This is a genomic window from Bacillus sp. N1(2025) (genome assembly GCF_053470005.1).
The window spans coordinates 125811-137725 of record NZ_JBLTJB010000002.1; the positions used below are offsets into that span (position 1 = coordinate 125811).

Consider the following 11915-nt stretch of genomic DNA (forward strand, 5'->3'; position numbering starts at 1 on the left):
ATAGTGGGAATTAACCCCTCTATATGGCAGTATAAACCAAAGGGGGTATGATCATGCAAATAAATAACATTACTTTGTACAGTTGTGCGTTGGAGGAGACGAAACACTTCTATGGACGGGTGTTAGGTTTTCCTTTAATTGATGAGTCCGGTGATTCGTTTACCATCAAGGCGGGAGAAAGTGAATTGGAATTCAGGCGCGCCGATTCTCACTCTCAACCGACGTATCATTTCGCGTTTAACATTCCGAATAATCGTTTTGATGAGGCGAAGGCGTGGATAAAGGATAAAGTCGTTTTTCAAACGGAAGATGGGGAGGATGAGGTGTATTTCTCTCATATACATGCGCGTTCCTTTTATTTCAAAGATCCGTCCAACAATCTGGCGGAATTCATCGCGAGAGACACATCGCCGGCAAGCGCGGAACGTTTTTCGATTGAGTCCGTCCTGAATATCGGCGAGGTGAATCTGACGGCTGCCGAGGTGGTATCGACCGGGAAGGAGCTGCAGCGTTTCGGTATACCGGTGAGAGACGGCGCGCCTCTTAAGGAGAACAGATTTCATTTTATGGGTGATTACAATGATGGGGCGTTTTTGCTTTTAGGGCCGAACGGGCGCCGCTGGATTTTTTCTGATCAGCATGCGGAGTTCCATCCGCTGTCTGTCATTGTGAACGGGACGGTCCGCATTGAGGCTGACGGAAAGGGCGGCATTGACATCAGGCGGGCACAGCCGTCATAAAAAAGCCCGGGCTCAAAAGGCCCGGACTTGAGGTCATTATTTATAGACAACACGGGTGCTGCACATGATGTCGTGCAGCGTTTTTTTCTCTCCGAAGGCGCCCATGATGAATCCGATATAAAGAATGAGCTTAGATATGATATATGCGAAAGCGCGTCCGAAGGCCTGGCCGATGGAAATGCGTCCGCCATCTTCATTGACGACCTTAAGGCCGAGCAATGCTTTTCCCAGTGTCCCCTGCATCTTTGAGGCCGTGAGCAGGCTGAAATATAAAATACTGATCACAAAAGAGCTCACAAGAATCGGGATGACGCCGAACACCAGAAAAGAGATGTTAAACTGATTTTCGGTCATGAAGGGGTCAGCCGCCGCAACGCCTGCCGCAAATAAAAAAGAGACCATAAATTGAATGATAAAAATCGGAATTCCTATGATGATTTGATCAATGACGTAAGCCAGAAACCGAATCCAAAATCCTGCCGGTCTTTCCATGTATCATTTTCTCTCCCTTGCTTTAATCTGGAATATTATACGTAATCATTCCGGATTTTGCAACGGAGCTTAAGCTTCTGCGAGCAGCCTCTTTCCCCATGCCAAGCGTCCCATGATCAGCCCGAAAGCCAGAAGGGCAAACATGATGCCGCAACACATCAGCTGATGGATTCCCAAATGGGAAATAAACCAGCCGCCCGCCGCCGTTCCGATGGTGATGCCGAGGTTGGAAAAAGAGACAAACAGGCTGTTGCCGAATTCGGGGGCCTCCTTTGCTTCCGCAGTAAGCCATGTCTGGCTGACAATGAGCCCGCCGGAATGAACGGCGCCCCATACGAAGACGAGGACGGCCATCGGCGCGAAAGACGTCCCAAACCCGTATATGAGCAAGTAGGCGGCTGTATAAAGAAGCGGAAACAGGATGACGGTCTTTTTCATATTTTTATATAACAAAGCGCCGAAGACGAAATTCCCGGCTATCATAATGACTCCGAAGCTCATCAGCATAAAGCTGACCCATGTGCCGTTCATATGGGACACCCGTCCGAGGTACTCCGCAAAATAGCTGTAGACAGAAAACATGGCCGCAAAGAGACAGGTGACGGCAGCGATATTAAGCCACAAGACCGGCTTGCGAAGGATGCCGAGCTGGCTTCTGAAAGACATGTTTTCTGTGACCGGCATGGATGGCAAAAAGAGAAGAATACCTGTGAATGCGATAAGACTGATGATAGCGCCGAATAGGAATGCTGATTCAAGGGAGAGACGATCCGCCAGATAAGACGTGAAAGGCACGCCGAACGCAAAGCCGGCGGTGATGCCTGAAAAGACTTTCGTTACGGCTTTTCCGGATTGGCCGGCGGGGACAAGCCGGGCCGCGGCCGCAAGCGCTACAGAAAAGAACACCGGGTGGCATAAAGCCGGAATGATCCGAAACGCCAGCATGACACTGAAATGCGCCGTATACGCGTAGACCGTATTTGAAACGGCAAACATCAGCACCGCCAAAAGCAGAATGTATTTCCGGTTTATACCTGAAGCAAGCAAGGTTAAAAACGGTCCCGACACAGCAACGATGAACGCGAAAATGCTGACAAGCCACCCCGCTTTTGAAGCAGAAATATGAAATCTGTCCGCCACTTGCGGAAGAACGCCGATAATGCCCATTTCAGTCGTGATAATTCCGAAAACCCCTAATGCCAAAAACAGAATGAAGATGGAGCTGCTTTTTTTCATTGTTATGTATGCCTCCTTTTATAACTACATATACAGAAAAATAGATACGTTAGAACAAAAAAAGCCCTCCTTTCATGGTTATAGCTGGTGCTGAACATAGTCAGCAAAGGCTTTAATTTGTTTTTCATTCCTTCTGTAATAGGTCCATTTTCCGATTCGTTCGGATTCCAGCAGGCCGGCTTTTTGCATGGTCAGCAGGTAGCTGGAGATGACGGACTGCGCAAGCCCCGACTTTGCCTGAATATCACCGACGCAAATTCCGGTGCGGAAACTGAGTCCCTGCTCAAGGTAAGGTTTTTCATCAAAATGGTCCTCCGGGTGTTTAAGCCACGTCATAATATCACTTCGTGTTTTGTTAGATAACGCTTTATGAATCAATATCGGTTCCATAACGTTTATTATATCTATTTTTCTGGATTTGTAAATTCGTTTTTGACAAAACATTCTCAAATTAAGTAAAAATCGTGCTAAAATATAACATATTATCAGATTACCGGTAAAAAAGCCGGGTTATTGTCAGGAGGATATTCACATGAATCAAAAGAAAAAAGGTACGGTTGCGGTGACCTTGCTTTCCGCTCTGCTGTTTTGTTTATTGCCGGTCCTCGTCTCGCTTTCTCCGCTTGCGGAAACGGGGCCGAACGCGAATCGTTTTAATTCCGCGGGCATGTGGGCCGCCGTCGGCCAGATCCTTGTTATATATGCGGTCCCGCTCATTATGTATATTCTCGGTATTCGTGTCATGAAAATCATCATGGCCGTTTTTTGCGGAATCGGGCTTATCATTTGCGCGGCTGTCTTGTTGGTGACGTTATTGACCGCAATTTCCTTAGGGCAGGAGCTGTCTCTTTATTACGGCCTTCTCGTTTGGTCAGGCGCGGCTTTTATCGTCAATGTGGTGTGGTATATTGCCGCGTTTCGATCATCCCCGAAGCATCAGCAGGCTATGTGACATTTGTTCTATAAATCTACCGAAAATACAAATATTTCATAGGTTAATTATGGTATGATCAAAGTGATATAGCAGCTTTTAATAGAAACGGGAGGAACTGACATTGAAAAAAAAGACAGCTTCATTGCGAATGAAAACATTGGCGGCCGGCGCTGCGGTTGCTGCGGCTTTATCTGTGGGAGCGGTTTCTGATCTGCCGGGGGCAAAATGGCTGCATCCGGCGGCTGCTCAAGCTGCGGAAACGGTATTTAAACAAAATCATGCGGCATCCGGTTTCTTGGCGGGACGGTATGACGCGCAGGCGATGTCTCCGACGATGTTCAACTGGTCAAGAGAAAGCCGGTTTACAAGCACTGCCGATGGCGCATTAAAATGGGAAAAGAATGTTCCGGCCAATCCTCAAAACGGTGCGGGAGCCGCGGTTGATGGGGACGGCACCGTATTTATTCAATCAAAAGACGGGAAGCTGACCGCGTATCATCCGGACGGTACTGTGAAATGGGTGACGGAAAACCTCGGGACGACCTATACGCTGACTCCGGTGCTCGGAACAAACGGTGTCATTTATCTTCCTTCTCGCGATAAAAAACTATATTTCATCGACAAAGAAACCGGAACCATTTTAACATCAGTTCCGCTGAGCGGAGCGCCTAGTTCCGATGCAGCTATCGGCTCTGACGGCACGCTGTATGTGTCGACGCTGGATAACTATATCTATGCGATTAAACCGACGTCGCCTTCGACATGGACGCAAAAGTGGAAGTTTAAAACAAACGGCGTGGTCGGTTCCGCTCCCGTGTTAGCGTCAAACGGCACGCTGTATACGGCAACGTACAATAATATCTTTTACGCGATCAATTCCGGAACGGGCCAAGTGAAATGGTCAAAAACGACGTCCAACGGGTTTAAAGGCTATCCGGTTATTGATAGAGACGGCACCGTTTACGCCGGAAACCAGGACGGCAACTTATACGCCTATACATCAACGGGTGCTGTAAAGTGGACGTTCCCGTTAAACGGTTTCTCCAGCTCTTCATTAGCGATCGACCATAACGGCAATGTGTATATCGGTTCCGGAAGCGGCGAGCTGTTTTCCATCAGCAAAACCGGCAATATGAACTGGTCTTTCTATACGGACGGGCCTGTGAGAACGGCGCCGCTGATTGATGCGGACGGCAATGTGTACTTCGGTTCTGACGATAAAAATGTCTATGCGGTTGACGCTGACGGTAATGAAAAATGGCGCTATCAAACAGACAGCAATGTCATTTCCTCCCCGGTTCTGGCTGAAGACGGCACGCTCTATGTCGGCACTTATACGAAACTGCTCGCATTCGGAGCAAAAAAATAATAAAAAAGAATCCGCGTCATCTGCGCGGATTCTTTTTTATTTAGAGGCTTGAATAAATACGCCTTTTTCATGAGAAAATTCTTTAAAGCCGTACACACCGTGATATGAACCGATCCCGCTCGTATTGACACCGCCGAACGGAAGGTTGACGTCAGTGAAATGAACGACGACATCATTGACAGAAGCATTGCCGGACGTCGTATGCTGCAGAACATAATCAATCAGCTCCTGATTATGGCTGAATACATACAAGGCAAGCGGCTTGTCCCGTTCAGTGATGTAATCAACGGCTTCACTGATATCTTCGTAATTCATAATCGGCAGAATCGGTGCGAAGATTTCTTCCTGCATGATCTTCATATCAGGCGTGACGTTTGTCAGCACGGTCGGAGAAATCGTGCGGTCATGCGAATCGAATACGCCGCCGAACGCCGTTTTCGCCCCTTTTTCAATGGCGTCATCATACAGGGCTTTGACACGGTTAAAGTTGCGGTCGTTGACAATCTGCGTGAATTTGTTGCGGTCAACCGTATGATCATCCTCCATAAAACCTGCATTGACAATGGTTTGCAGGAGATCTGTAAAGGTGCTCTGCACTTCTTTCTTCATAAGGAGATAGTCAGGAGCGATACATGTTTGCCCCGCATTGACAAATTTGCCGACGGCGATTTTTTTCGCCGCGTCCATCAAATCATAGCCGCTGTCGATGATCGTCGGACTCTTTCCGCCAAGCTCAAGCGTGACGGACGACAAGTGCTTCGCCGCTGCCGTCATGACGATTTTACCGACATTCGTGCTTCCGGTGAAGAAAATGTGGTCAAACGGCTGGTCGAGAAGTTCTGTGGCGACATCGACCTCACCTTCAAAAATGGCGACTTCTTCTTCGTGAAATGCCTCGCGAATAACTGTCGCGGCGATATGGCTCGTCTCCATCGTAAAATCGGACAGCTTCACAATCGCGCTGTTGCCGGCCGCAATGGCAGCCGCAAGCGGAGCCATCGTCAGCATAAACGGATAATTCCATGGGCCGAGAATTAAGGTGACGCCTTTTGGCTCATACATTAATACGCCGTCAGCGTCGGGGCTGACGGATGAGCCGACGCGTTTCGGCGCCATCCAGGTGTCGAGATTGTTCATATTATCTTTAATCGCCTTGATCGTTCCCTGCGTTTCCGCTCTTTTCACCTCATGATAAGGCTTGCGGACGTCCCGTCTGATCGCCTCGATGATTTCTTCTTCATGTGCGGTGACGGCATCTAAAAAGCGCTGAAGCTTTTCTCTGCGCTGCCCGGCTGTTGAAGCACGCAGCGTTTTTTGATTTTTTTTCTGAAGCTCAAAGACGCGTTTGATGTCTGCTTTTATATGCTGATCCATCGGTCTTCCTCCTCTGGTTGCTTTTTTGTTTCTTCAGGGCCTATTATAATGTGATGTGTTTTTGCGGCAAAGACAGCGTAAACACATCTATACGTTACCGTACAAATTGCGGTGATCTGTCTAATGAAAGGAGTGTCTCTTATGCCGGATTCTGTGACAACTGACATCAAACAAGCGCTTTTGGCCATGCTTGGAGAGCGGGATATCCGCCGTGTGACCATGAAGGACATCGCCGAACGGTCGCATGTGAGCCGGGGGACACTGTACCTTTATTACGAAGATAAATATGCGATTTTAGAAGATATAACGGAAGAAATGAAAGAAGGGCTGAGCGAAGCGCTTTATGATTCGCTGAAGAATAAAGATGTGCTTCATTTACATGGCGGATGGCAAAAAGTGCATCCGACCCTGTCTTTTGTTGACCGGCATCGGGAGTTTTTTCAAACGATGATGGACCGTCATAAAATGCCGTATTTTCACTTTCATGCTTTTTTAAAAGATGTGTTCCGGCATGATGTGCTGCTGTCACCGGTCAATGCGGATTTCTCACCGACTGAACAGGATATGTACATTCATTACCGCGCTTTATATACGTATGCCATTGTGTTGTACTGGCTGAATGAGGAGCCCGGGGCATCCCCGGAAGCGATCAGCGGACAGGTGTGGGATTTGATTTCTCAAAAACGGTTTTACTGGCTGTTCGGCCGCCGGGTGCCGGAACAAGAAGAAAAAAAGCCCGCCGACCGCCGGGTGACCCGGACGAGGCAGGCCTTGCAAGAAGCCATGATCGGCTTAATGGCGGAAAAAAAAGAGTACGCGGCGATTACGATTTCCGATATTGCCCGTCAAAGCAACCTCCGCCGTGCCACTTTTTATGACCATTACGCCAACAAAGAAGCATTGCTGAAAACGATCATCCATCAATCATGCCGGGATCTGATCGGATTATTGACGGTAAAAGGAGAGCCTGCCGACTGTTCCATGGAAGAAGCGGAAGCCGCGCTCGTCCGTCTCTTTTCCGCACTGTCGGACGGCATGCCGATCGTCCATTTTCTGAGAGAGGGTTCGGGAGTGCCTGACGTCATCCCGGAAATGTTCAGAGCGCTGCAATCGTTTTATCTTCATCAGCCTCTGCACATTCAGGCGGGCAAAAAACTCTATGCATACTATGTCGCGTCCATGCTCGTCGGCTTGATTCAATATCGTCTTCATGAAGGAAAAGACCACGCGCCGGACATGCTGGCCCGGGAGTTTCTGCAGTTTTTGGATGTGAAGAAGTATCGGGTGATTTTGCTGTGAGGATGATGAAAAAGAACTCCGAAAACAGGCGGGGTTCTTTTTTGCTGTTTTCTTTGAGAAGTGCCGCTATGAAGTGTCCGGCTTTATCCCTTATAAAAAAGATACCTTCCATATGACGCCTGATCAGCATTTTGCCGCCAAACATGACAAATGTCATATTCGGGGCATGATGGCTGCTACTACAAAAGCGTCTGGCGCCCCGTTATACTTGGGATCATAATGAAAAAGAAGGGACATGACATTCATGATCAATCACGCCGCAACTCAAAAACAAGCGTCTTTAAAAAAGCAGGTTGCCGCATTTTCCGGCGCCGATACAAAGCATAGTGTCATTCAGCTTTTCAACACGTTTGTGCCGTTTTTTGCCCTTTGGTTTCTTGCTTACTTCAGCCTCAATGTCTCCTATCTTCTGACCCTCGCCTTTACTGTTATAGCAGCGGGATTTTTGACAAGAATCTTTATTATTTTCCACGACTGCTGCCATCAATCCTTTTTCAAACAAAAGAAGCTGAACCGGCTGTTCGGGTTTATTTCAGGTGTGCTGACACTGTTTCCGTTCCTTCAATGGCAGCGCAGCCACTCCATTCATCATGCGACGAGCAGCAACTTAGATAAACGGGGCACCGGCGATATTTGGATGATGACCGTCAAGGAATACAACGAAGCGTCAGCTTGGACAAAAGTACGCTACAGACTTTATCGCAATCCGTTTATTATGTTTATTCTCGGCCCGATTTACGTATTTCTGATTAAAAACCGTTTCAATGTAAAAGGCGCCCGCCGCAAGGAGCGCTGGAACACCTATTTCACGAACGCGGCGATTGTCTTATTAGCTGCTGCGACGTGCCTGCTTGTCGGCTGGGAAAACTTTTTGCTTGTTCAGGGTCCGATTTTCCTTATTTCGGGGTCAATCGGCGTCTGGCTCTTTTATGTTCAGCACACGTTTGAGGATTCTTATTTTGAAGCCGATGAGCATTGGGATTATGTGCAGGCCGCGGTAGAAGGAAGCTCCTTTTACAAGCTTCCGAAGCTTTTGCAATGGCTGACAGGCAACATCGGCTACCATCATGTCCACCACTTAAGCCCGAAAGTGCCGAACTACAAGCTGGAAGCCGCTCATGAGGGGCACGAGCCTTTAAAAAACGTACCGACCATTACGCTTAAAACAAGTCTTGAATCCATGAAATTCCGTCTGTGGGATGAGGACGAAAAGCAATTTGTCACCTTTCGGGAGGCGCGGAAAACACCGCTGCCCCAACCGGTACCGAAAGAACCTTTAAAGAAAAATGCCTGATATGGCGCGCGGCTCTTTCTCTTATCAGAAAGGGCCTTCTCTTCATACGTGAGGATGCAATGAAGGCGGTGTTTTGATAAAGTGATGGTAGACACAAGCAGCAGAAGGTGGAACAAAGATGAAGAAGTATTTTAAATTTCAAAAACTGAATGGGATTTCTCCTTATATATGGACGATTTTTTTCATCTTGCCTTTTTATTTTATTTTTAAAAGCTCTTCTACCTTTGTCATCGTGGCCGGCATCATTTTCACACTTGTTTTCTTTGGCGCATACCGCTTTGCATTTGTTGCAAAAGGCTGGCCGCTTTACTTATGGGCACTTCTTCTGATCGGCATTTCGACCGGCTCTGTCATGCTGTTCAGCTATATTTATTTCGCCTTCTTTATCGCCTACTTCATCGGCCATATCCGAGACAAAGTTCCTTTTTACATCTTATATTACATTCATATCATCAGTGCGGCGGTTGCCGTCAACTTCAGCCTTGTTCTGAAAAAAGGGTGGTTTTTGACCCAAATTCCGTTTATCGTCATTACACTGATCAGTGCCATCCTGCTCCCGCTCACCATTCGAAGCAGAAAGGCAAGAGAGCGCCTTGAGGAGAAATTAGAATATGCAAATGAGCGAATCGCCGATCTTGTGAAGCTGGAAGAAAGGCAGCGCATCGCCCGGGACCTTCACGATACACTTGGACAAAAGCTCTCCTTAATCGGACTGAAAAGCGACCTCGCCCGAAAGCTGATATATAAGGACCCTGAACAGGCCCGCACTGAGCTGAAAAGCGTGCAGCAGACGGCCCGCACCTCCTTAAATGAGGTCAGACAAATCGTCTCGTCGATGAAAGGCATCCGATTGAAGGATGAGCTCAGCAATGTTCGGCAAATTCTTGAAGCGGCAGGAATTGAATTTGTGTATGAAGAAAAAGAAGCGCCAAAACATATCTCTCTGCTGAACGAAAACATCGTCAGCATGTGCATAAAAGAAGCCGTCACCAATGTCGTGAAACACAGCGGCGCCAAAGTATGCCGCATCACCATTCAGCAGCTTTGGAAAGAGGTTGTCATTACGGTGGAAGATGACGGCAGCTTTCAATGCAAAGAAGACCGCTTTTTTTCAAAGGGGCACGGCCTGCTTGGAATGAGGGAACGTCTTGAATTCGCAAACGGCAGTTTAGCCATCGATACAGCCGCCGGAACAAAGCTGACCATGAGAATCCCGAATGATTCAAAATCAAAAGAAAAGGATGGTAGCAGATGATCAACATCTTCATTGCCGAGGATCAGCAAATGCTGCTCGGTGCACTCGGTTCGCTGTTGAATTTAGAAGAGGATATGACGGTTGTCGGCAAAGGCACAAGCGGCCAGGATGCCATCGATTTCGTGGAAAAACATGCGCCCGACATCTGTCTGATGGATATCGAAATGCCCGGGAAATCAGGTCTTGAAGCGGCAGAAGAACTCAAGGACAGCGGTGTGAAAATCATCATTTTGACGACCTTTGCCCGCTCCGGCTATTTTCAGCGGGCGCTAAAAGCAGGCGTCAGCGGGTACATGCTCAAGGACAGCCCGAGCGATGAGCTCGTCAGCGCCATCCGCAGCGTCATGAAAGGAAGACGCGTCTACGCACCTGAATTAATGGAGGACATCTATAGTGAAGAAAACCCGCTGACCGAACGGGAAAAAGAGGTGCTCGAGCTTGTCGCAGACGGAAAAAACACGAAAGAAATCGCCAACGCCCTCAGCATCAAAAGCGGCACAGTCCGCAATTACGTTTCGATGATCCTGGATAAACTAGAAGTGAAAAATCGAATTGAAGCCATTACCCGATCAAAGGAAAAGGGCTGGTTTAAGTAACCCGCCCTCAGCTTGTTCAGCCAGTGTTTTTGCACTGGCTTGTTTCTTTTTCACCGTCACTCCGTCTCTTCCTTCCACTTCTTATCAATCAGCATTTTTCCCGGCCAAGTGTATGCCATGATGCCGCCGTCTGCGGTGATGTCTTCTCCCGTTACGTAAGAGCTGTCGTCTGAAGCGAGGAAGAGCGCGACGGCTGCCATTTCTTCCGGTTTTCCGAGCCGGCCGAGCGGCGTGATCCATTTGTTGGCTTCACGGAACGCTTCGCCCATTTCGTCTTCTGTCGTGCCTGCCAATTTATCAATGAGCGGCGTTTCAATCGTCCCCGGCGATAAGGAATTGACGCGGATTCCGCTTCTGGCGTAATCAATGGCCATCGCTCTCGTCAGGTTCGTGATTCCGCCTTTTGCGGCGTTATAGCCTGAGCGGTCAAGGTCTGCGGCCCGGCCGGACATGGAGGAGGTGTTGATGATGGAGCCTCCTTTTTCGAGCATGAGCGGAATCAGGTATTTGCTGCACAGAAATGTGCCGCGCAGATCGACGGCGATGATCCGGTCAAACAGGTCGACCGGGTATTCATGGACTTTTCCGCCCTCTTGGTCAACACCGGCATTGTTAAACAGAATATCAATTGTTCCGTACTTTCGTTGAATGCCGTCTGCAAAAGACTTTACGTTTTCTTCGTCTGATACATCAAGGTGAAAGGCTTCTGCTTCTCCACCGTTTTTTCTGATGGCGCTGACGGTTTCATTCAGTTCGCTTTCATTGATGTCACCGCAGATCACGCGGGCGCCTTCATCGGCGAAAATCCGTGCCGTCGCTTGTCCGATGCCTGTCGCGGCCCCTGTGATGATTGCGGTTTTGTCTGTTAATCTTCCCATATTGCGATTCCTCCTTTTTTATATCTGTTCCCGCTGAATAGGGGGATAAACATACGGAGGTCTGTTTCTAAATACCTATTAAATATGTTAATATTATGTATATACATCATTGGAGGTTTGCATATTTTGAAGATACAGCATAAGAAGGAGATAGCGTTTTATTGTTATGCCATTGTTCCTATGGGATTTGTGATTTACACCGTTATCTCTATTCTATTTCAGGACATCACATTTCCTCTCACTGTAAGAAATGTTCTGCATGAGTCTTTGCGAAACTTGGGATCTCTTATCTTATTTAGTTTGTTTTTCTACCCGTCATACATATGGATGAAGAAGGAATTCGGCCGCCGGAAAGAAGCAGATAGGAGAGGATGATCAACATTCTCTCTTTTTTATTGATAAAATGGGTGAAATGAATCCATTAACATGTTAAATTTACAATATATGC

13 protein-coding genes are annotated in these 11915 nt (G+C 47.8%); 8 read left to right on the forward strand and 5 right to left on the reverse strand.

The genetic code is table 11. The features are described 5' to 3' along the window. Positions 1 to 53: 53 nt before the first annotated feature. Entirely contained in the window at positions 54 to 740 is a 687-nt protein-coding gene (locus ACNFN4_RS05510) for a VOC family protein (protein ID WP_174747417.1), read from the forward strand. Positions 741 to 776: 36 nt separating this feature from the next. Here ACNFN4_RS05510 and ACNFN4_RS05515 read toward each other — a convergent pair whose 3' ends face one another. The 3 genes from ACNFN4_RS05515 to ACNFN4_RS05525 all read right to left on the reverse strand — a co-directional run bounded on the left by ACNFN4_RS05515 (position 777) and on the right by ACNFN4_RS05525 (position 2858). Next, the gene (locus tag ACNFN4_RS05515) at positions 777 to 1232 is read right to left on the reverse strand and encodes an RDD family protein (RefSeq protein WP_004393190.1); all 456 of its coding nucleotides are present in this window, start codon (positions 1230 to 1232) and stop codon (positions 777 to 779) included. A 69-nt stretch (positions 1233 to 1301) separates the two neighbouring features. After that, on the reverse strand, positions 1302 to 2468 hold the full coding sequence (locus ACNFN4_RS05520) for an MFS transporter (RefSeq protein WP_448200048.1): 1167 nt from the start codon (positions 2466 to 2468) through the stop codon (positions 1302 to 1304). A gap of 78 nt (positions 2469 to 2546) precedes the next feature. Then, positions 2547 to 2858 (reverse strand): ArsR/SmtB family transcription factor, encoded by a 312-nt coding sequence (locus ACNFN4_RS05525; RefSeq protein WP_014471266.1) that lies wholly within the window; start codon positions 2856 to 2858, stop codon positions 2547 to 2549. A gap of 142 nt (positions 2859 to 3000) precedes the next feature. Here ACNFN4_RS05525 and ACNFN4_RS05530 point away from each other — a divergent pair, with 142 nt between their 5' ends. Further along, on the forward strand, positions 3001 to 3420 hold the full coding sequence (locus tag ACNFN4_RS05530) for a DUF5391 family protein (protein WP_088056360.1): 420 nt from the start codon (positions 3001 to 3003) through the stop codon (positions 3418 to 3420). 130 nt (positions 3421 to 3550) lie between these two features. After that, entirely contained in the window at positions 3551 to 4771 is a 1221-nt protein-coding gene (locus ACNFN4_RS05535; protein ID WP_419690929.1) for an outer membrane protein assembly factor BamB family protein, read from the forward strand. Positions 4772 to 4807: 36 nt separating this feature from the next. Here the strand turns inward: ACNFN4_RS05535 and ACNFN4_RS05540 are convergent, their stop codons facing one another. Beyond that, complete coding sequence (locus ACNFN4_RS05540; protein ID WP_429774420.1) at positions 4808 to 6145, reverse strand: aldehyde dehydrogenase family protein; 1338 nt, start codon at positions 6143 to 6145, stop codon at positions 4808 to 4810. Positions 6146 to 6286: 141 nt separating this feature from the next. Here ACNFN4_RS05540 and ACNFN4_RS05545 point away from each other — a divergent pair, with 141 nt between their 5' ends. The 4 genes from ACNFN4_RS05545 to ACNFN4_RS05560 all read left to right on the forward strand — a co-directional run bounded on the left by ACNFN4_RS05545 (position 6287) and on the right by ACNFN4_RS05560 (position 10589). Continuing rightward, the gene (locus tag ACNFN4_RS05545) at positions 6287 to 7444 is read left to right on the forward strand and encodes a TetR family transcriptional regulator (RefSeq protein WP_448200049.1); all 1158 of its coding nucleotides are present in this window, start codon (positions 6287 to 6289) and stop codon (positions 7442 to 7444) included. Positions 7445 to 7688: 244 nt separating this feature from the next. After that, positions 7689 to 8738, forward strand: a complete 1050-nt coding sequence (locus ACNFN4_RS05550) for a fatty acid desaturase (RefSeq protein WP_014419303.1) — start codon at positions 7689 to 7691, stop codon at positions 8736 to 8738. 118 nt (positions 8739 to 8856) lie between these two features. Further along, positions 8857 to 9993, forward strand: a complete 1137-nt coding sequence (locus ACNFN4_RS05555; protein ID WP_021494663.1) for a sensor histidine kinase — start codon at positions 8857 to 8859, stop codon at positions 9991 to 9993. Beyond that, the gene (locus ACNFN4_RS05560) at positions 9990 to 10589 is read left to right on the forward strand and encodes a response regulator transcription factor (protein ID WP_007407848.1); all 600 of its coding nucleotides are present in this window, start codon (positions 9990 to 9992) and stop codon (positions 10587 to 10589) included. The genes ACNFN4_RS05555 and ACNFN4_RS05560 overlap by 4 nt, the downstream gene beginning before the upstream one ends. Before the next feature lie 56 nt (positions 10590 to 10645). On the opposite strand, the gene ACNFN4_RS05565 is transcribed toward ACNFN4_RS05560, so the two are convergent. Next, on the reverse strand, positions 10646 to 11467 hold the full coding sequence (locus ACNFN4_RS05565) for an SDR family oxidoreductase (RefSeq protein ID WP_021494664.1): 822 nt from the start codon (positions 11465 to 11467) through the stop codon (positions 10646 to 10648). Positions 11468 to 11593: 126 nt separating this feature from the next. Between ACNFN4_RS05565 and ACNFN4_RS05570 the strand changes: the two genes are divergently transcribed. Beyond that, positions 11594 to 11842: a hypothetical protein gene (locus ACNFN4_RS05570; protein WP_446476070.1), complete on the forward strand. Its 249-nt coding sequence runs from the start codon at positions 11594 to 11596 to the stop codon at positions 11840 to 11842. Positions 11843 to 11915 lie beyond the last annotated feature (73 nt).

Bases quoted from the DNA above. Each gene is read 5' to 3' on its own strand.
- ACNFN4_RS05510 (WP_174747417.1), top strand. From the start codon at position 54: ATGCAAATAAATAACATTACTTTGTACAGTTGTGCGTTGGAGGAGACG.
- ACNFN4_RS05515 (WP_004393190.1), bottom strand. From the start codon at position 1,232: ATGGAAAGACCGGCAGGATTTTGGATTCGGTTTCTGGCTTACGTCATT.
- ACNFN4_RS05520 (WP_448200048.1), bottom strand. From the start codon at position 2,468: ATGAAAAAAAGCAGCTCCATCTTCATTCTGTTTTTGGCATTAGGGGTT.
- ACNFN4_RS05525 (WP_014471266.1), bottom strand. From the start codon at position 2,858: ATGGAACCGATATTGATTCATAAAGCGTTATCTAACAAAACACGAAGT.
- ACNFN4_RS05530 (WP_088056360.1), top strand. From the start codon at position 3,001: ATGAATCAAAAGAAAAAAGGTACGGTTGCGGTGACCTTGCTTTCCGCT.
- ACNFN4_RS05535 (WP_419690929.1), top strand. From the start codon at position 3,551: ATGAAAACATTGGCGGCCGGCGCTGCGGTTGCTGCGGCTTTATCTGTG.
- ACNFN4_RS05540 (WP_429774420.1), bottom strand. From the start codon at position 6,145: ATGGATCAGCATATAAAAGCAGACATCAAACGCGTCTTTGAGCTTCAG.
- ACNFN4_RS05545 (WP_448200049.1), top strand. From the start codon at position 6,287: ATGCCGGATTCTGTGACAACTGACATCAAACAAGCGCTTTTGGCCATG.
- ACNFN4_RS05550 (WP_014419303.1), top strand. From the start codon at position 7,689: ATGATCAATCACGCCGCAACTCAAAAACAAGCGTCTTTAAAAAAGCAG.
- ACNFN4_RS05555 (WP_021494663.1), top strand. From the start codon at position 8,857: ATGAAGAAGTATTTTAAATTTCAAAAACTGAATGGGATTTCTCCTTAT.
- ACNFN4_RS05560 (WP_007407848.1), top strand. From the start codon at position 9,990: ATGATCAACATCTTCATTGCCGAGGATCAGCAAATGCTGCTCGGTGCA.
- ACNFN4_RS05565 (WP_021494664.1), bottom strand. From the start codon at position 11,467: ATGGGAAGATTAACAGACAAAACCGCAATCATCACAGGGGCCGCGACA.